This window comes from Micromonospora sp. A3M-1-15 (assembly GCF_024213425.1).
GTDB lineage: Bacteria > Actinomycetota > Actinomycetes > Mycobacteriales > Micromonosporaceae > Micromonospora > Micromonospora chersina.
The window spans coordinates 1,516,912-1,534,438 of record NZ_JANAVK010000001.1 but is presented as its reverse complement, the minus strand read 5'-3'; the positions used below and the strand labels follow the sequence as shown (position 1 = coordinate 1,534,438).

The 17,527-nt window shown below is 74.1% G+C and carries 17 protein-coding genes; 10 read left to right on the top strand and 7 right to left on the bottom strand.

Annotation, left to right across the window (positions count from 1 at the left end; translation table 11 throughout):
• Positions 1–18: 18 nt before the first annotated feature.
• On the top strand, positions 19–1,110 hold the full coding sequence (locus NLX85_RS07055) for a mannose-1-phosphate guanylyltransferase (protein ID WP_254332477.1): 1,092 nt from the start codon (positions 19–21) through the stop codon (positions 1,108–1,110).
• A 12-nt stretch (positions 1,111–1,122) separates the two neighbouring features.
• Here NLX85_RS07055 and NLX85_RS07050 read toward each other — a convergent pair whose 3' ends face one another.
• Positions 1,123–1,695 carry an NUDIX hydrolase gene (locus tag NLX85_RS07050; protein WP_254332476.1) on the bottom strand — a complete coding sequence of 191 codons (573 nt, stop codon included), beginning with the start codon at positions 1,693–1,695 and terminating at the stop codon, positions 1,123–1,125.
• Between the two features lie 39 nt (positions 1,696–1,734).
• Here NLX85_RS07050 and NLX85_RS07045 point away from each other — a divergent pair, with 39 nt between their 5' ends.
• Together NLX85_RS07045 and NLX85_RS07040 are read left to right on the top strand one after the other, a co-directional pair.
• Positions 1,735–2,772: a DUF4185 domain-containing protein gene (locus NLX85_RS07045; protein WP_254332474.1), complete on the top strand. Its 1,038-nt coding sequence runs from the start codon at positions 1,735–1,737 to the stop codon at positions 2,770–2,772.
• 253 nt (positions 2,773–3,025) lie between these two features.
• Positions 3,026–4,027 carry a helix-turn-helix transcriptional regulator gene (locus NLX85_RS07040; RefSeq protein ID WP_254332472.1) on the top strand — a complete coding sequence of 334 codons (1,002 nt, stop codon included), beginning with the start codon at positions 3,026–3,028 and terminating at the stop codon, positions 4,025–4,027.
• Between the two features lie 21 nt (positions 4,028–4,048).
• Here the strand turns inward: NLX85_RS07040 and NLX85_RS07035 are convergent, their stop codons facing one another.
• Together NLX85_RS07035 and cofD are read right to left on the bottom strand one after the other, a co-directional pair.
• Positions 4,049–5,134 (bottom strand): coenzyme F420-0:L-glutamate ligase, encoded by a 1,086-nt coding sequence (locus NLX85_RS07035; protein WP_254332465.1) that lies wholly within the window; start codon positions 5,132–5,134, stop codon positions 4,049–4,051.
• On the bottom strand, positions 5,131–6,078 hold the full coding sequence (gene cofD / locus NLX85_RS07030) for a 2-phospho-L-lactate transferase (RefSeq protein ID WP_254332463.1): 948 nt from the start codon (positions 6,076–6,078) through the stop codon (positions 5,131–5,133). The genes NLX85_RS07035 and cofD overlap by 4 nt, the downstream gene beginning before the upstream one ends.
• A 99-nt stretch (positions 6,079–6,177) precedes the next feature.
• Between cofD and NLX85_RS07025 the strand changes: the two genes are divergently transcribed.
• The 6 genes from NLX85_RS07025 to NLX85_RS07000 all read left to right on the top strand — a co-directional run bounded on the left by NLX85_RS07025 (position 6,178) and on the right by NLX85_RS07000 (position 12,704).
• Positions 6,178–7,098 carry a hypothetical protein gene (locus NLX85_RS07025; RefSeq protein WP_254332461.1) on the top strand — a complete coding sequence of 307 codons (921 nt, stop codon included), beginning with the start codon at positions 6,178–6,180 and terminating at the stop codon, positions 7,096–7,098.
• 77 nt (positions 7,099–7,175) lie between these two features.
• A complete protein-coding gene (locus NLX85_RS07020; protein ID WP_254332459.1) occupies positions 7,176–9,683 on the top strand; it encodes a bifunctional FO biosynthesis protein CofGH in 2,508 nt (835 codons plus the stop codon).
• A gap of 152 nt (positions 9,684–9,835) precedes the next feature.
• A complete protein-coding gene (locus NLX85_RS07015) occupies positions 9,836–10,117 on the top strand; it encodes a hypothetical protein (protein ID WP_189192817.1) in 282 nt (93 codons plus the stop codon).
• A gap of 92 nt (positions 10,118–10,209) precedes the next feature.
• On the top strand, positions 10,210–11,607 hold the full coding sequence (locus NLX85_RS07010) for a DUF4331 domain-containing protein (protein WP_254332457.1): 1,398 nt from the start codon (positions 10,210–10,212) through the stop codon (positions 11,605–11,607).
• Positions 11,608–11,615: 8 nt separating this feature from the next.
• Positions 11,616–11,951: a phospholipase gene (locus NLX85_RS07005; protein ID WP_254332455.1), complete on the top strand. Its 336-nt coding sequence runs from the start codon at positions 11,616–11,618 to the stop codon at positions 11,949–11,951.
• A 492-nt stretch (positions 11,952–12,443) separates the two neighbouring features.
• On the top strand, positions 12,444–12,704 hold the full coding sequence (locus tag NLX85_RS07000; RefSeq protein ID WP_013284161.1) for a WhiB family transcriptional regulator: 261 nt from the start codon (positions 12,444–12,446) through the stop codon (positions 12,702–12,704).
• Positions 12,705–12,843: 139 nt separating this feature from the next.
• Here NLX85_RS07000 and NLX85_RS06995 read toward each other — a convergent pair whose 3' ends face one another.
• The gene (locus NLX85_RS06995) at positions 12,844–13,293 is read right to left on the bottom strand and encodes a metallopeptidase family protein (RefSeq protein ID WP_088963879.1); all 450 of its coding nucleotides are present in this window, start codon (positions 13,291–13,293) and stop codon (positions 12,844–12,846) included.
• Positions 13,294–13,447: 154 nt separating this feature from the next.
• Here NLX85_RS06995 and NLX85_RS06990 point away from each other — a divergent pair, with 154 nt between their 5' ends.
• The gene (locus NLX85_RS06990; RefSeq protein WP_254332453.1) at positions 13,448–13,828 is read left to right on the top strand and encodes a DUF3499 domain-containing protein; all 381 of its coding nucleotides are present in this window, start codon (positions 13,448–13,450) and stop codon (positions 13,826–13,828) included.
• A gap of 151 nt (positions 13,829–13,979) precedes the next feature.
• Here NLX85_RS06990 and NLX85_RS06985 read toward each other — a convergent pair whose 3' ends face one another.
• From NLX85_RS06985 to NLX85_RS06975, 3 genes are read right to left on the bottom strand one after another with little or no spacing between them, the layout of a single operon-like run.
• Positions 13,980–15,356: an FAD-binding oxidoreductase gene (locus tag NLX85_RS06985; protein WP_254332446.1), complete on the bottom strand. Its 1,377-nt coding sequence runs from the start codon at positions 15,354–15,356 to the stop codon at positions 13,980–13,982.
• Positions 15,356–16,051: a pyridoxamine 5'-phosphate oxidase family protein gene (locus tag NLX85_RS06980; protein ID WP_254332444.1), complete on the bottom strand. Its 696-nt coding sequence runs from the start codon at positions 16,049–16,051 to the stop codon at positions 15,356–15,358. The genes NLX85_RS06985 and NLX85_RS06980 overlap by 1 nt, the downstream gene beginning before the upstream one ends.
• Positions 16,036–17,382 (bottom strand): aspartate aminotransferase family protein, encoded by a 1,347-nt coding sequence (locus NLX85_RS06975; RefSeq protein ID WP_254332442.1) that lies wholly within the window; start codon positions 17,380–17,382, stop codon positions 16,036–16,038. Before NLX85_RS06975 ends, NLX85_RS06980 begins: the two co-directional genes overlap by 16 nt.
• Positions 17,383–17,527 lie beyond the last annotated feature (145 nt).

The window sequence follows — 17,527 nt, the reverse complement described above, 5'->3', positions numbered from 1 at the left end:
TTCGGGCATGATGTGCTGATGTTCTACGCCGTCATCCCGGCGGGTGGCAGCGGCACGAGGTTGTGGCCGCTGTCCCGTGCCGGCCACCCCAAGTTCCTCCACCCGCTGACCGGCACCCCGGCCTCGCTTCTCCAGGCGACGGTCGACCGGCTGTCGCCGTTGACCAGCCCCGAGCGCACGCTGGTGGTCACCGGTGCCGCGCACGTCGCGGCGGTGGCCCGGCAGTTGGCGGGCGTGCCGGAGGAGAACATCCTGGTCGAGCCCTCGCCCCGGGACTCCTGCGCGGCGATCGCGCTGGCGGCCGCGGTGATCGCCGAGCGCGACCCGGAGGCGGTGATGGGCTCGTTCGCCGCCGACCACCTCATCGGTGACCCGGCGCGTTGGGCCGAGGTGGTCCGGCAGGCCATCCGCGGCGCCGAGCAGGGTTCCCTGATGACGGTGGGCATCACCCCGACCCGCCCCGAGACCGGCTACGGCTACCTGGAGACCGGCGAGCCGGTGGGCGACAGCCCGCTGCGCCCGGTGATCGAGTTCAAGGAGAAGCCGGCCGCCGAGGTGGCGGAGGTCTACGTCCGCTCCGGCCGGCACCTCTGGAACGCCAGCATGTTCGTCTGGCGGGTGGACGTCTTCCTGGCCGAGCTGGCCCGGCAGCAGCCGGCCCTGCACGCGGGGATCACCGCGATCGCGGCGGCGTGGGGCACCCCCGAGCAGGACGACGTCCTCGGCACGGTCTGGCCGACCCTGCCGAAGATCTCCGTGGACTACGCGGTGATGGAGGGCGCGGCGACCGCCGGCCGGGTGGCGACCGTCCCCGGCGACTTCGGCTGGAACGACGTCGGCGACTTCCACACCCTCGGCGAGGTGCTCCCCGCCGACGCCGCCGGCAACGTGGTGCTGGGCGGCGACGCCAAGCCGGGCGTGCTGCTGCGGGACACCAGCGGCCTGGTGGTGGTGCCTCAGTCCGGCCGGCTGGTGGCCGCGATCGGCGTCCACGACCTGATCGTGGTGGACACCCCGGACGCCCTGCTGGTCTGCCCGCGCGACCGGGCGCAGGACGTGAAGAAGATCGTCGACGAGCTCAAGGAGCGCGGCGAGGAGGGGCTGGTCTGAGCCGGTCCCGGGTCAGCCGGCGACCCGCCGGGCGAGCGTCGCCAGCGCCGGGGCCACCAGTTGGACGGTCCCGTCGGCCAGGGGCTCGGGCAGCCGGTCCGGCGGGAACCAGCCCAGCGCCTCGGACTCGGCGCTGACCCGCTCGGTCGCCCCGGCCGGGGCGAGCACGGCGAACCGGACGTCGTAGTGCAGCGAGCCGCCCTGGCAGGCCACCGGGTGGATGTCCACGTCGATCGGCTCCGGGTCGACCACCAGGCCGGCGATCCCGGACTCCTCGGTGGCCTCGCGCAGCGCGGCGGCCGCCAGGGTCCGGTCGCCGGGCTCGCAGTGCCCGCCGAGCTGCACCCACTTGCGGAACTTGCCGTGCAGGCAGAGCAGCACCCGGTCGCCGGCCGGGTCGAGCACGAGGGCGCTGGCGGTGACGTGCCCGGGCCGGTGCGCCCGGCTCATCGCCACCGGCCCGGCGGCGAGCAGCGCCAGGGTCCGGTCCCGGTTAACGGCGGCGGCCGGGCTGGTCGCCGTCCAGCGGCCCAGCACCGCGGTGGCGTCGGCGTGCAGGTCGGCGTACGTCTCGGTCTCCGGCACCCCGCCACTGTACGGGCGCGCCCTCCGTACCCTGGCCGGGTGACCCTGCGACTCGTCGAGTTCGTCGTGGCCGGCAACGAGGCCAGCGACCTGCTGCCGGTACGCTCCCCGGCCCTGCTGCGCGCCCACGGCGCCCGGCGGGGATTCTGGACCGTCCTCGACGAGGGCCCGGTGGAACAGTGCCTGGCCCTGTTGCTGGAGCGCGCGGACGGCGAGTGGGTGGCGCACCACGTGGCCGCCGACGCCGGCCCGGAGAACGGCCGCACCGAGGACGGCGAGGCGCTCGCCCACCACGACGGCTGGGTGTACGTCTTCGGCTCGCACTTCGGCTCCAAGGCCGGACCGCTGCGCCCCCGGCGGGCGTTCGTGGCCCGGTTCCGGGAGGACGACGCCGCGCGCGGGACGCTGCCGCTGCACGTGGTGCGCAACCGGTTCCGGCTGCACCGGGCGGTCAACGACGCGCTCGCCGCCGCGCCGCTGACCCCGCTGCCGCCCGGGGAACGGGTCCGGCAGCGGTTCATCGTGGAGACCCTGGCCCGGGGCACCGCCCGGGCGAAGAGCTGGGTGAGCCGGCTGGCCGAGGATGACCTGCCGCTCAACGTCGAGGCGGCGGCCTTCACTCCGGCCGGAACGGTGCTGCTCGGGCTGCGTTTCCCGGTGACCGCCGAGGGCGAGCCGATCCTGGTGGAGGTGGCCGGGGTGGCCGACATGTTCGGCGAACACCCCGGTTGGCCGCGCGCCGTCGGGGCGTACGCCCTGACCGGGGTGACGCCGGCGGGCACGCTGACCGGCTTCCGGGCCGTCGCCCCGACGCCGGACGGCGGCTACGCCGCGGTGATCGGCTCGATCGACGCGGTCGGCAAGGGTTCGGTGCTGCTGGACGACCACCCGCACGGCGGCGAGGTCACCTCGCGGCACGTCCGGTTCCGGCACGACGTCGGTCCGGACGCGCGGGTGGCGGGGAAGCTGGTGGCCGAGCTGGCGCCGTTCCACCACGTGGAGGGGCTGGCCGAGCTGGACGGGCGCTGCTACTACGTCACCGACGAGGACCATCGGGTGGCGCTCTGGCTCGGCTGAGCGGCCGCCGGACGACACCTCCACGGAGAAGAGCCGCAGACCCTCGTGGTGCCGTCCGGGCGACCGGCGCGCCCGCTGACCGTCGACCGGGCCGGCACTGGCGTGCCCCGGCAACGGGTGGGCAAGGGAAGTCTGCCCAAACCGGCCGCGCACCGTCGAGGTTTTTCATCTCACGCTTAAAAATGGAGATAAGTGCCGGCGGGTACAGTGCTCAGGGTGGCGGGCACTCCCTCTGTCCGCCCGGGAGAGTTCCATGCTGAAGGTCGTTTTCTCCCGCGAGGACATCCTGCTGACCAGGGTGGCCCCCGCCGCGGACCCGGTCTGGGAACTGGTCCTCAGCCTGCACCTGCTCCAGGGGCGCGGGCGTGACCCGCTGCTTACCGAGTGGCGACGCACCGTGGCCCACGGGCTGCGCACGGACAGCGTGGCCGAACGCTACCGGCTGTTGCTGGCCCTCAACCCGCCCCGCGGCTACTTCCCCGACTTCCTCACCCCGTACGCCAGCAAGGACGGCCTGGAGGCCGGGCTGGAGGCCGTCCGGGGCACCCCGGCCGACATGCTCCGCCGGGACCTCACCCTGCTGGCCGAGGAGAACGCCCTGCCGTCGTCGGCGAGCGCGCTGGCCCGCGGCGAGCCCGAGGTGCTGCGCCACCTGACCGACTCGATGCTCCGCTACCAGTCGCTGGCCGTCACCCCGTACTGGTCACGGATCCAGGCCGCCGTGGAGGCGGACCGGGCCCGCCGCGCCCGGGCCATGCTCGACGGCGGCGCCGAAGGGCTGCTGGCCAGCCTCCGCCCGAGCATGCGCTGGGACGGCGGGGTGCTGGAGGTCCTCGACTACCCGGACAGCCGGGAACTGCACCTCGACGGTCGGGGGCTGCTGCTGGTTCCCTCGTTCTTCTGCGCGCGCACCCCGGTCGCGCTGCTCGACCCGAGCCTGCCGCCGGTGCTGGTCTACCCCGTCGACCGGCTCGGCGGCCTCATGCCCGAGGCGGGCAGCGGCGCCGGTCGCGCCGACGCCGCGCAGCGGGAGGCGCTGGCCGCCCTGCTCGGCCGGACCCGGGCGGGCGTGCTGGAGGCCGCCGACGAGGGCTGCACCACCGGGGAGGTCGCCCGCCGGCTGCGCATCTCCGCCGCCGCGGCCAGCCAGCACACCACCGTGCTGCGCAACGCCGGGCTGCTGGTCAGCCACCGCGACCGCAACACCGTCCTGCACACCCTGACCCCGCTGGGTCGGGCCGTCCTCGACGCCTGACGAGCCGCCCGGCCCACCCGGTCAGACGGCGAGGGCCGCGCTGGCGGTGGTTCCGGGCGGCGGGGCGAGCAGCGCCGACGGGACACCCTCGGCGGCCAGCGCGGTACGCAGCCGTTGCAGGTCGGCGCCGAACCGGACCAGGTCCGCCGGGTCCACCGGGGCCGGTGCCGTGCCGAGCACCAGGCCGCTGGCCTGCGCCGGCCAGCCGGGCACGGTGGCGACCAGTCCGGCGCGTACCTCCTGGTCGGTGACGTGGGTGAAGACGGTGCCGGGCGCGACCACCTCGGCGACCGCGGCGATCGCCCGGTCGACGGCGGCCGGGTCGGCCGGGGTCGGGCCGGTGCCGTCGGCCAGGGTGGCCGCCGCACGCAGCCCGGCGGCGTGCGCCTCGGCCGTGCCGAGGGAGAAGAGGTCCAGCGACGCGTCCCGGACCAGCGCCCGGGCGCCCGTGTCGTCGTCCCGGGTCGCGCCCAGGTAGCCCCGGATCACCGCGACCGGCACCTGGTCGCACTTGCCCTTGATCAGCTCGCCGGCACCGGCCAGCTCGTCCACCACGGCCATCTGGGTGAGATGGAGTTCGTTGCCGTAGGGGTCGATCTCGCCCCGGTGGTCCCGGATCGCCGGCATGCCGGCCACCCCGAGCGCCACGTCGGTGAGCCCGTTGCGCCACGGCCGGCCCATGGTGTCGCTGACGATGACCGCGACGTCGAGGTCGTACCGCTCGCGCAGCGCGGCCCGCAACGCGCGGGCGGAGGCGTCCGGGTCCTCGGGCAGCAGCACGAGCCGGGTCTTGTCCACGTTGGACGCGTCGATGCCGGCGGAGGCCATCACGAACCCGTGGTGGGTCTGCACGATCCGGGTCGCTCCGCGGGCGGCCACCACCCGGGCGGTCTCCCCGGCCAGCACCTCGTCCCGGGCGGCGAGCCGGTCGGGGCCGTCGGCCGGCACGTCGACCAGCCGGCCCTCCGCCTTCGACACGATCTTGCTGGTCACCACCAGCACGTCGCCGTCGCGCAGCCAGGGCGCCGCGGTGGCGATCAGCGCCGCCAGGTCGTCGCCCTCGGTCACGTGGCCGATGCCCAGCACCGGCAGGATCTCCAGCCTCACATCAGCTCCAACGCGGCCCGGACCATCGCCACCGTCGCCGCCTCGTCGGTCATCCGCAGCGGCGCCGCGCGCACGGTCACCTCCGGCACCACGGTGCCCTCGTCCTCGGGCGCGACCAGCCAGCCGTCGAGCAGGCCGCCGGCCGACCGGCCGCCGTAGAGGCCGCCCACCCCGGCCGCGCTGCACTCGACGCCGAGCACGGACAGGCAGCGGTCGGCCATGCCACGGACCGGCGCGCCGCCGATGATCGGGGACACCCCGACGACCGGGGCCGGACCGTCGGCGACCGCGTCGCGCAGGCCCGGCACGGCCAGGATCGGGGCGATGCTCACCACCGGGTTGCTGGGCGCCACGAGCACCACGTCGGCGGCGCGGATCGCCTCCAGCACCCCGGGTGCCGGCTTGGCCGCGTCCGCGCCGACGAAGACGAACCGGTGCGTCGGGAGGTCCGCCCGGTAGCGGACCCACCACTCCTGGAAGTGGATCGCCCGCTGGCCGCCGTCGACATCGACGACGACATGCGTCTCCAGACGATCGTCGGTGGCGGGCAGCAGGCGTACGCCGGGCTGCCAGCGGGTGGCCAGCGCCTCGGTGACCTGGGACAGCGGGTAGCCGGCGTTGAGCATGGTGGTGCGCACCAGGTGGGTGGCGATGTCCTTGTCGCCCAGCCCGAACCAGGCCGGCTCGGCGCCATACGCGGCCAGCTCGGACTTGACCGTCCAGGTCTCGCCCACCCGGCCCCAGCCGCGCTCCGGGTCGGCGCCCCCGCCCAGCGTGTACATGACGCTGTCCAGGTCGGGGCAGACCTTCAGCCCGTGCAGCAGCAGATCGTCGCCGACGTTGACCACGGCGGTCACCTCGGCGCCCACCTCCCTGGCGTAGGCCCGGACGCCGAGCAGGAACCGGGCACCCCCGATCCCGCCGGTCAGAACCACGATGCGCATGGCGTCCATCCTCCCGCACGCGCCGCCGTCGATCGCCCGGTGGCCCGAGAGACTACGCTCACGTCGGCAACTGTCCGTTTTCATCCCCAGGGGGAGTCCGTGACCAGCCCCGCCGAGCCCGCGTCCGGCGACACCACGCAGGCCAGCCAGTTGACCAAGCCGTTGCGCGAACTGGCCGCGCTCGTCCTGCTCGGCGCGAACGCCGTGCTGCTCTTCGTCGGCCTGCTGCGCCTGCTGGTGCCGGTCGACGACTACAGCACGTTCAGCGGCCGGGCCGGGAGCACCTTCTTCGCCTTCGTCGGCCTGGAGTCGACCGTCCTGCCGCTGCTGGCCGTGCTGCTGGCCACCCACGTCCGCCCGGTGCTGCCGAAGGCGAAGCTGATCACCCTGGTGGCGCTGATCGAATACGCCGTCTCCGCCGTGTTCGGCGCGCTCACCTTCCTGATCTGGATGGTCGGCCGGCTCGCCGACGGCGAGGTGCTGGACGCCTTCCTCGGCCTGCTCACCCGGGTCGCCTGGCTGGCGGTCTTCGCGATCGCCGCGTTCGTCGTCTTCAAGATCTGGCGCACCCTCTACTACGTACCGAAGCCGAAGCCGCAGCCCGGTGTCTACGGCCAGGCGCAGCCCGGCTGGCCGCAGCAGCCCGGCCCGGGCCAGCCCGGCGGTTACCCGGCTCCTGGCGGCTACCCGCAGGCCGGCGCGCCGCAGCAGCCGGGCGGCTACCCGCAGCCCGGCCCGTACGGCCCGCCGCAGTCGGCGCCGCCGTTCAACAGCGCCCCGCCGCACGCCCCGCAGTCGAGCCCCCCGTTCGGCGCGCCGCAGTCGAGTCCGCCGTTCGGCGCCCCGCAGTCCGGGCCGGCCTACGGGGGCGCTCCGCACCCGGCCCCGCCGTTCGGCCAGCCGCCGTCCGCGGACCCGACCCAGGCCATCCCGCGCCAGCCGGTCGACCCCGGCCACCCGGCCCCGCCGGACGACCGCACCCAGCGCTTCGACCGGGAGGACCCGAACTACCCGCGCTGAGCCGTCGGATGCCGCCCGCCCCCGTCTCCTGGCCGGGGGCGGGCGGCTCCACACCGGGCAGCGCATAGGCTGGGCGGATGGTTGATCGCAGCGATCCCGCCCCCACCGAGGCGAGCGTCCGGCGGGCCCTGGGCCGGGCCGCCACGGGCCGGGCGCTGGACGTGGCCGAGGCGAGCGCGCTGCTGACCGCGCGCGGCGCGGCCCTGGACGAACTGCTCCGGACCGCCGGCGAGATCCGCGACGCCGGGCTGCGGGAGGCCGGCCGCCCGGGCGTCGTCACCTTCTCCAAGAAGGTGTTCATCCCGCTGACCCGGCTCTGCCGGGACCGCTGCCACTACTGCACCTTCGCCACCGTGCCGCACCGGCTGCCCGCCGCGTACCTGGAGAAGGACGAGGTCCTCGCCATCGCCCGGGAGGGCGCCGCGCAGGGCTGCAAGGAGGCGCTGTTCACCCTCGGCGACCGGCCCGAGGAGCGCTGGCCGGCCGCCCGGCGGTGGCTGGACGAGCGGGGCTACGACTCCACCCTCGACTATCTGCGCGCCTGCGCGGTGGCGGTGCTGGAGGAGACCGGCCTGCTGCCGCACCTCAACCCGGGCGTGCTGTCCTGGTCGGAGCTGCAACGGCTCAAGCCGGTGGCGCCCAGCATGGGCATGATGCTGGAGACCACGGCGACCCGGCTCTGGTCCGAGCCGGGCGGCCCGCACTACGGCTCGCCGGACAAGGAGCCCGCGGTGCGGTTGCGCGTGCTCGACGACGCCGGCCGGGTCGGCGTGCCGTTCACCACCGGCCTGCTCATCGGCATCGGCGAGACCCTGGCCGAGCGGGTCGACGCGCTGTTCGCCATCCGGCGGGCGCACCGGGAGTACGGCCACCTCCAGGAGGTGATCGTGCAGAACTTCCGCGCCAAGCCGGACACCGCGATGCGGGGGATGCCCGACGCGGAGCTGCACGACCTCGCCGCCACCGTGGCGGTGGCCCGGGTGCTGCTCGGCCCGAAGGCCCGGATCCAGGCCCCGCCGAACCTGATCGAGGGCGAGTACGACCTGCTGCTGCGCGCCGGCATCGACGACTGGGGCGGCGTGTCGCCGGTGACCCCGGACCACGTCAACCCCGAGCGGCCGTGGCCGCAGCTGGACGAGCTGGCGCGTCGTACCGGGCAGGCCGGCTTCACCCTGCGCGAGCGGCTGACCGTCTACCCGGAGTACGTCCGGGCCGGCGACCCGTGGCTCGATCCGCGCCTGCTGCCGCACGTCACCGCCCTGGCCGACCCGGAGACCGGGCTCGCCGTCGAGGCGGCCCGCCCGGTGGGCCGGCCGTGGCAGGAGCCGGAGGAGGTGTTCGGCGGGCGTACCGACCTGCACGTCACCATCGACACCACCGGCCGGACCGGGGACCGGCGGGGCGACTTCGACGACGTCTACGGCGACTGGTCGGAGGTGGCCGCGAAGGTCGCCGTCCCGGTGGCCGTGGCGAGCGACCCCGACCTGCGGGCCGGCCTGCGACTGGCCGCCGACGACCCGGCCGCGCTGCTGGAACCGGCGCACGAGGCCAAGACGCTGGCGCTGTTCGGCGCGGACGGGCCGGCCCTGGACGAGCTGTGCCGGATCGCCGACGACGTCCGCCGGGACGCGGTCGGCGACGACGTCACGTACGTCGTCAACCGCAACATCAACTTCACGAACGTCTGCTACGTGGGCTGCCGGTTCTGCGCCTTCGCGCAGCGGGAGAGCGACGCCGACGCGTTCCGGCTCTCCCTGGGGCAGGTCGCCGACCGGGCCGAGGAGGCGTGGGCGGCCGGCGCCACCGAGGTCTGCCTCCAGGGCGGCATCGACCCGAAGCTGCCGGTCACCGGCTACGCCGACATCGTCCGGGCGATCAAGGCGCGGGTGCCCGGGATGCACGTCCACGCCTTCTCGCCCATGGAGATCGTCACGGCCGCCGCGAAGGCCGGCGTGCCGGTGAAGGAGTGGCTGCTCCGGCTCCGCGACGCCGGCCTGGACACCATCCCGGGCACCGCCGCGGAGATCCTCGACGACGACGTGCGCTGGGTGCTCACCAAGGGCAAGCTGCCGGCCGCCGCCTGGGTCGAGGTGGTGAGCACGGCCCACGAGCTGGGCATCCGCTCCAGCTCCACGATGATGTACGGCCACGTCGACCACCCCGGCCAGTGGCTGGCCCACTTCCGGGTGCTGGCCGGCGTGCAGGACCGCACCGGCGGCTTCACCGAGTTCGTGGCGCTGCCGTTCGTGCACACCAACGCGCCGATCTACCTGGCCGGCATCGCCCGGCCCGGCCCGACCTGGCGGGAGAACCGGGTCGTGCACGCCATGGCGCGGCTGCTGCTGCACGGCCGGATCGCCAACATCCAGTGCTCCTGGGTGAAGCTCGGCGACGCCGGGACGGTCGCGATGCTCCAGGGCGGCTGCAACGACCTGGGCGGCACCCTCATGGAGGAGACCATCTCCCGGATGGCCGGCTCGGGCAACGGCTCGGCCCGGACCGAGGAGCAGCTCCGGGGGATCGCGGCGGCGGCCGGCCGGCCGGTCCGCAAGCGGACGACCGCGTACGGTCACGCCGGCGCGTAGCGTCGAACCTTTCCCCGCCGCCGGCCGTACCAGTGGATGCCGGCGGCGGTTGCGGCGAGGACCGCCGCCGGCGCCCCCAGCCCGGGGCATCCGGCGGCGTCCGGGTCCCGGTCCACCGTGGGCGCTGCGGCGCCGGCCCGGAAAGGTTGCCCATGACCACTGATGAGCCGAAGCGGCGGCCCTGGCCGCGACTGACCCGCCGGCAGACGTTGACCGCCGCGGCGAGCGCCACCCTGGGCGCCGCCGCCCTCACCGTGCCGGGCCTGTCCGCCGCGCAGAACGCCCCCTCGGCGGGCCGGCGCGACGAGCCGATCGTGGTCCACCTCCGCGACGCGGCCTCCGGCGCCATGGACGTCTTCGTCGGCACGACCCGGATCCAGGTACGCGACCGCGGCCTGGCCGACCGCCTGGTCCGCGCCGCCGCCCGGCGCTGATCCTCCCCGCGCCGCACCGGCGCGGCCCTCCCGGCGCGGGCTCCCGGCGCCGGTCCCGACTTCCGCTACCCCCGACGAAGGTGTGGTCCGCCATGTCCTCTCACCGCGAGGCTCCGGAGATAGCCAAGGATCCGGTCGCCGACAGCTCCGACCTGTACGCGTTCGTCAGCCCGAGCCAGCCCGACACGGTCACGTTGATCGCGAACTACGTGCCGGTGCAGCTCCCCTCCGGCGGCCCCAACTTCTTCGAGTTCGGCGACGACGTCCGGTACGAGATTCACGTCGACAACGACGGCGACGGTTATCCCGACGTCACCTATCGTTTCGAATTCACCACCGAGATCACGAATCCGAACAGCTTTCTTTACAACACCGGCCCGATCGAGTCGCTGGAGAGCCGGAACTGGAACCGGCGGCAGTTCTACCGGCTGACCCGGATCGCCGACGGCCGGGAGCACGTGCTGGCGCACAAGCTGCCCTGCCCGCCGTGCAACGTCGGGCCGCTGTCCACACCGAAGTACGCCGACCTGGTGCGGCAGGCGACGTTCAAGCTGTCGACAGGTGAGAAGGTCTTCGCCGGCCAGCGGGCCGACGGCTTCTTCGTCGACCTGGGCGCCGTCTTCGACCTCGGCACGCTGCGCCCCTTCCAGCAGCTGCACGTGGCCGGCAAGAAGTTGTTCAGGACCGAGGGTGAGCCGGTCAACGCGCTGGACCGCCTGAACGTGCACAGCATCGCCGTGCAGGTCCCGCTCGCCAAGGTGCGGCGCAGGGCCAGCCGGTACGGCCATGCCGACCGCGCCTCGACCATCGGCGTCTGGACGACGGCCTCCCGGCAGCAGGTCCGGGTGCTCGGCGACCGGGTGGCCGCGGACACCGCCGCCGGTCCCTTCACCCAGGTCTCCCGGTTGGGCAACCCGCTGTTCAACGAGGTCGTCGTGCCGATGTCCAGGAAGGACCTGTGGAACACCCTGCCGCCGGCGGAGGACAAGCGGTTCGTCCAGTTCGTCGAGCACCCCGAACTGGCCGCGCTGCTGCCCGCGCTCTACCCGGGCGTGTTCCCCAACCTGGACGCGCTGAACAAGTCGAAGAAGCCGCGGGCGGACCTCGTGGCGATCCTGCTCACCGGCGTGCCGGCCGGGCTGATCGACGGCTTCGCCAACACCACCGGCGACGTGCAGGCCGACATGCTGCGGCTGAACACGGCGATCCGGCCCAGCCGCAAGCCGGACCGGTTCGGCGTGCTCGGCGGCGACCTGGCGGGCTTCCCGAACGGCCGGCGGGTCGGCGACGACGTGGTGAGCATCGCCCTGCGGGCCATCGCCGGGTTGACCGTGCCGCTGGTGGACAAGACGTTCAAGCCGGACGCCGCGGCGGCCGCGGTCACACCGGGGCTGAGCGCCGCCGACGTGACGGCGCCCTTCCTCGGTGACTTCCCGTTCCTCGGCACGCCGTACGACGGGTTCAACAACCCGCCGGCGGCGAAGTCCTGAGGCCGGCCATGGACCACCACGCACTCGGTCCCTCGCAGAGCGGCAGTGTCGTGCTCGACCTGGGTGGCGACTCCGGCGCGCTGATCATCCACACCGGACGGAACCTGCACGGCCGGGAGATCGAGATCAGCCGCGCCGACCGGGACGGCCCCCGCACCCACTCCGCCGTACGCGAGCGGCACGTCCGCGACGGGGTCGTCCACAGCGCCGTCTACCCGGATCTGGCGGCCGGCCTCTATACCGTCTGGTGGGACGACCGCACCCCCGCCGGAGCGATTTCCGTCACCGGCGGCGCGATCGCCGAATTCGTCTGGCCGGCCAGCTCACCTCCGGGAGCTGACTGACCGCTCAGGCCGCCGCACCGTCGCGCCTCGTCCACATGGTGGGCGGGGCGCGGTCGGCGTCTGCGGCCTCGAGGGGCGGTATCGCTGCGGCCGGGTTAACCTGTGCCCCACCAATGCTGATCTTGGACGGTGTCACGACGACCGCCCGGGTGCGGCCCGCCGGAAGCCTCCACCGGGGGCCGCCGGCGGTGTCCACACCGGTGCGCCACGGGAGAAAACTTGGGGCAACTCGCCGGGGAAGGCGTTACTCGTCCGGGGTCTGAATCGATAGGGCAGGTTGCGAGGGTCGGGCGGCCACGGCGGTCGCCCGGAACGTGTCGGGAGGGCGACTCCATTATCAAGTTTGGCTTGACGGCGCACGCATTACACGCGTGTAATTTGAATGGGGTTGTTCGCGCGGAACGCAACAAATTGTGACCGGACGAACAAGCACGCCTTTCGCGTGGGGGGTTGCAGCGGCGATGACGCCGGTGCGCGACAAGGAGGCAACGGATGGACGGCCAGCTCGAGGTGGCCGACCTGCTCGGAAACGCGCCGGAGTGGCAGGAGCGGGCGCTGTGCTCGCAGACCGACCCGGAGGCGTTCTTTCCCGAGAAGGGCGGCTCGACCCGCGAGGCGAAGCGCATCTGCTCGCGGTGTGAAGTGAAGACGGAGTGTCTCGAATACGCGCTCGGCCACGACGAGCGGTTCGGGATCTGGGGTGGGCTCTCCGAGCGGGAGCGGCGCAAGCTCAAGCGGCGGGTCGCCGCCTGACGCGCGTACCGGACCGGGGCGGTGGGGGCCGCCCGGGGTCCGGGCCGACGACCCGGCCGGCGGGGGCCGGCCGGGACGCGGTGACGGGCGGCAGGGCCCGGCGGTCGGAGGTGGCGACGGTGGGGCCGCCGGTGGCGGCTCAGGCCAGTTCGTCGGGGTCGACCCCGAGCAGGTTCGCCACCTGCTCGATGATCACGTCGTGCACGAGGTCCGCGAGGTCCTCACGGTCCATGGCCCGGAACTCCAGCGGCCGCCGGTAGAGCACGATCCGGGGCGGCACCTCCTGCCGGCCCGGGCGCCCCGGCAGCAGTCGGGCGAGCGGGACCTCGCCGTCCTCCAGCACGTCCGAGTCGTAGACGTTCAGGTCCGGCGGGACGTCCTCGACGGCGAACTCGACCCCGGCCAGCTCCTTGGCGAAGCGGCGTTCGAGCGTCTCCACCGTGTCCAGCACCAGGTCGTCGAAGACCTCGGCCTTGGTCCGGGCCAGCGGCACGGTCGCCGGCACCAGCCGCCCCCGCAGCCCCCGCCCGTGGCGGTCGCGGTGGGTGCGCCGGCCGGAGCCGGGGCGGCGGTGTTCCGGGCTCGTCATGACGCAAAGGGTAGCCCCCGGACCAGGGTCGCCCGCCGTCGCGCCGCCGGCCCGGCGCGCCGACGCGCCGATCGGACGAATTGTGATCACCATGACGGGCGTGTCGCAACGCGAAGCGGTGCGCCGCACCCGGTAATGGAGATACCCTGCCGCCGTGAGGTCACCACGGCGCTGCTCCCGTAACGGCTGCCCCCGGCAAGCGGTCGCCACATTGACCTATGTCTACAACGAGTCGACGGCCGTGGTGGGGCCGCTGGCCGCGTTCGCCGAGCCGCACACGTACGACCTGTGCGAGCCGCACGCCCGCAACCTCACCGCCCCCCGCGGCTGGGACGTGGTGCGCCACGAGGGCGAGTTCGAGCCCCCGCCCCCGACGACGGATGACCTGGTCGCCCTGGCCGAGGCGGTCCGCGAGGCCGCCCGCCCCGCACCCCCGCGCCCCCCGTCGGACGACGACGACCACCACCACCAGGCCCCCCAGCCCCACCAACAGGGCCGCCGAGGCCACCTCCGCGTAATCCCCCCGAACCACTAAGAAGTCCCCTCCGGCCAGGCCCCCTGCGAGACCACCGCGGAGCCGCTCGCCCGCGTGATCATGAAGTTGTTGCCCTCCGCCTCGGCGTGTCGTGGCAACAACTTCATGATCAACCCGCTTGGGCGGCCTTTCGGTGGGGGCGGGTTTGGGGTCAGTGGCCCAGGAGGGTGTTGAAGGCCTTGGCTCGGCGGGAGGGGCGGTTGGTTCTCAGCTCGGCCTCGTCGGCTGAGAACATGACCTTCAGGCCGGCGTTGACCGCGAGCCAGCGCAAGGGTTCGGGCTCCCATCTTCGGGAGCGGTGGTTGACCCAGGGGAGGGCGGTCAGGTCGCTCTGCTCGCCCCGGATGAGGTCGGCCAGGGTGCGGCCGGCCAGGTTGCTGGTGCCGACGCCGTCGCCGACGTAGCCGCCGGCCCAGGCGAGACCGGTCGACCGGTCCAGCCCCACCGAGGCGGCCCAGTCCCGGGCCACGCCGAGCGGACCGCCCCAGGTGTGCGTCACCGGCACCTCGGGTCCGAGCACGGGGAAGAGTTCGCCGAGCACCCGGCGCAGCGCCACGAAGACCCGGGGCTCCCGGTCGAAGTCGGGGCGGACCCGGGAGCCGTAGTGGTAGGGGGCGCCCCGCCCGCCGAAGGCGAGCCGGCCGTCGGCGGTGCGCTGGCCGTAGATGATGACGTGCCGGTAGTCGGAGAAGGTCTCCCGCTCGGCCAGGCCGATTTCCGCCCAGGTCGCCTCGGGCAGCGGCGCGGTGGCCACCATCAGCGAGTAGACGGGCGCCACGGCCCGCCGCTGGCCGGGCAGCGCCGGGGTGAACCCCTCGGTCGCCCGGACCACCACGGGGGCGCGGACCACGCCGGCCGGGGTCACCGCCGCCCCGGGCCGCAGGGCGGTCACCGGGGTCCGCTCGAAGACGCGTACGCCCCGTCGCTCCACCGCCGTGGCCAGGCCGCGGACCAGCTTCGCCGGGTGCACGGCGGCGCAGTGCGGGGTGTACGTGCCGCCCCGTACCCCCTCGGCGTGGCAGCGGGCGGCGGCCTCGGCGGCGTCGAGCAGCACCAGGTCGGCGTCGGCGAGCCCGTGTTCGCGGGCCTCGGCGACGGCGGCCCGGGCCCGGCCGAGCTGCACCTCGGTGCGGGCCAGCACCACGGTGCCGCCGGCCCGCCAGTCGCAGTCGATGCCCTCGGCGGCGACCACCCGGCCGACCTCGCGGACGGTCTCGTGCATGGTCCGCTGCATGGCGAGCGCCCGGTCCCGGCCGTGCCGGCGGGCCAGGGCCGGCAGCGAGGTGGGGAAGAGCGCCGAGCACCAGCCGCCGTTGCGGCCGGAGGCGCCGTACCCGGCGATCTCCTTCTCCAGCACCACGATCCGCAGTGACGGGTCGGCCGCGGCGAGGTAGTAGGCCGTCCACAGCCCGGTGTAGCCGGCGCCCACGATCACCACGTCGGCGTCGGTGTCGCCGGGCAGGCCGGGGCGGGGGGTCAGCGGGGCGTCCAGGCTGGACAGCCAGTACGACAGGTCCTGGTAGCGCATCACCACTCCGGTGGGGGCAGCTCGTGGCGCAGCCGCGGGTCGGGCTGCGGTATCCCGTACGCCTCGACGACCGGCACCACCCCGGCCCAGACCGGGCGGTCGAGGTCGTCGTCGGGGTCGTCGGGCGGGCCGGCGCTGACCTTCACCGAGCACTCGTCCAGCGGCAGGGCGAGCACCAGCGTGGCGGCCAGCTCCTTCGCCGAGGGTGGCCGGATCTCCGCCCAGCGGCCGGGCAGCAGGTGTTCGGAGAGGCGGTGCAGCGCGGCCAGCTTCGCCTCACCGGTGAGCGCGGTGAGGGTGCCGAGCACCATGGCGCAGCGGTAGTTCATGGAGGACTCGAAGGCGCTGCGGGCCAGCACCAGTCCGTCGAGCAGGGTGACGGTGAGGCAGGCCGGCGCGCCGGCGGCGAGGTGCCGGAACAGCCGGCTGCCGGTGGAGCCGTGCACGAGCACCCGCTCACCGTCCCGGGCGTACGCCACCGGCAGCGCGTACGGCTGGTCGCCGTCGGCGATGGCCAGGTGGGCGACCTTGCCGGCGTCGAGCACGGCGTGCAGCGTCGCCCGGTCGTCGACGGCCAGGTCGGGCAGCCTGCGCACGCGGGTCCGGTCGGTGCCCCCGACGGCGCGGGGCCGGGAGCCGCCGTCGCGGTCCCCGGCCCCGGCCGACGACGGGTCGCCGGTCAGAGGCGCGCCCATGCCTCGGTCAGCACGGCGCGCAGGATCTGCTCGATCTCGTCGAACTGCTGCTGCTGGGCGATCAGCGGCGGGGCGAGCTGGATCACGGGGTCGCCCCGGTCGTCGGCGCGGCAGTAGAGCCCGGCCTGGAAGAGCGCGGTGGAGAGGAAGCCGCGCAGCAGCCGCTCCGACTCGGCCTCGTCGAAGGTCTCCCGGGTCGCCTTGTCCTTGACCAGTTCGATGCCGTAGAAGTAGCCGTCGCCCCGGACCTCGCCGACGATCGGCAGGTCGTTGAGCTTCTCCAGGGTGGACCGGAAGGCGCCCTCGTTGGCCCGGACGTGCCCGACGAGGTCCTCGCGGGCGAAGACCTCCAGGTTGGCCAGGGCGACCGCGCAGGAGACCGGGTGGCCGCCGAAGGTCACACCGTGGGCGAACATGCCGGTCTCGGTGAGGAACGGCTCCATGAGCCGCTCGCTGGCGATCATCGCGCCGAGCGGGGCGTAGCCGGAGGTGATGCCCTTGGCCGTGGTGATGATGTCGGGCTGGTAGCCGTAGCGGACGGCGCCGAAGTACTCGCCGAGCCGGCCCCACGAGCAGATCACCTCGTCGCTGACGAGCAGCACGTCGTAGGCGTCGCAGATCTCCCGGACCCGCTCGAAGTAGCCGGGCGGCGGCGGGAAGCAGCCGCCGGAGTTCTGCACCGGCTCCAGGAAGACCGCGGCGACGGTGTCCGGCCCCTCCCGCTCGATGGCGCGGCCGATCTCCTCGGCGGCCCAGCGGCCGAACGCCTCGGGGTCGTCGCCGTGCTCGGGGGCCCGGTAGAAGTTGGTGTTCGGCACCTTGATGGCGCCGGGCACCAGCGGCTCGAAGTCGCTCTTGATGCCGGGCAGGCCGGTGATCGACAGCGCGCCCATCGAGGTGCCGTGGTACGCGATGTACCGGCTGACCACCTTGTACTTGTTCGGCTGGCCGGTGCGCTTGAAGTAGGCCCGGGCCAGCTTCCACGCCGCCTCGACGGCCTCGGAGCCGCCGGTGGTGAAGAAGACCCGGTTCAGGTCGCCGGGGGCCAGCGAGGCGACCTTCTCGGCCAGTTCGACGGCCTTGGGGTGGGCGTACGACCACAGTGGGAAGTAGGCCAGCTCGCCGGCCTGCTTGGCGGCGGCCTCGGCGAGTTCGGTGCGGCCGTGGCCGGCGTTGACGACGAAGAGCCCGGCGAGCCCGTCCAGGTAGCGGCGGCCCTGCGAGTCCCAGACGTACGCGCCCTCGCCGCGCACGATGGTCGGTACCTCACCGGCGGAGTAGCTGGCCATCCGGGTGAAGTGCATCCAGAGGTGGTCGGTGGCGTTGGCCATGTCAGCCCCATCGGGTCTCGGGCCGGTCAGGGGTGACTCCGGCCGCTCTGCCCACGGTTATCCCACAGCCGATGCTGATAACGCAAGTGTGTGGGGCGGATGGCAACGGATTCAGCGAGCGACGTTTGTCACCGCAACGGAATCC

Excerpts from the sequence above, each read along its gene's own strand:
- NLX85_RS07055 (WP_254332477.1), top strand. The coding sequence starts at position 19 with ATGTTCTACGCCGTCATCCCGGCGGGTGGCAGCGGCACGAGGTTGTGG.
- NLX85_RS07040 (WP_254332472.1), top strand. The coding sequence starts at position 3,026 with ATGCTGAAGGTCGTTTTCTCCCGCGAGGACATCCTGCTGACCAGGGTG.
- cofD (WP_254332463.1), bottom strand. The coding sequence starts at position 6,078 with ATGCGCATCGTGGTTCTGACCGGCGGGATCGGGGGTGCCCGGTTCCTG.
- NLX85_RS07020 (WP_254332459.1), top strand. The coding sequence starts at position 7,176 with ATGGTTGATCGCAGCGATCCCGCCCCCACCGAGGCGAGCGTCCGGCGG.
- NLX85_RS07015 (WP_189192817.1), top strand. The coding sequence starts at position 9,836 with ATGACCACTGATGAGCCGAAGCGGCGGCCCTGGCCGCGACTGACCCGC.
- NLX85_RS07010 (WP_254332457.1), top strand. The coding sequence starts at position 10,210 with ATGTCCTCTCACCGCGAGGCTCCGGAGATAGCCAAGGATCCGGTCGCC.
- NLX85_RS07005 (WP_254332455.1), top strand. The coding sequence starts at position 11,616 with ATGGACCACCACGCACTCGGTCCCTCGCAGAGCGGCAGTGTCGTGCTC.
- NLX85_RS07000 (WP_013284161.1), top strand. The coding sequence starts at position 12,444 with ATGGACGGCCAGCTCGAGGTGGCCGACCTGCTCGGAAACGCGCCGGAG.
- NLX85_RS06995 (WP_088963879.1), bottom strand. The coding sequence starts at position 13,293 with ATGACGAGCCCGGAACACCGCCGCCCCGGCTCCGGCCGGCGCACCCAC.
- NLX85_RS06985 (WP_254332446.1), bottom strand. The coding sequence starts at position 15,356 with ATGCGCTACCAGGACCTGTCGTACTGGCTGTCCAGCCTGGACGCCCCG.
- NLX85_RS06980 (WP_254332444.1), bottom strand. The coding sequence starts at position 16,051 with ATGGGCGCGCCTCTGACCGGCGACCCGTCGTCGGCCGGGGCCGGGGAC.
- NLX85_RS06975 (WP_254332442.1), bottom strand. The coding sequence starts at position 17,382 with ATGGCCAACGCCACCGACCACCTCTGGATGCACTTCACCCGGATGGCC.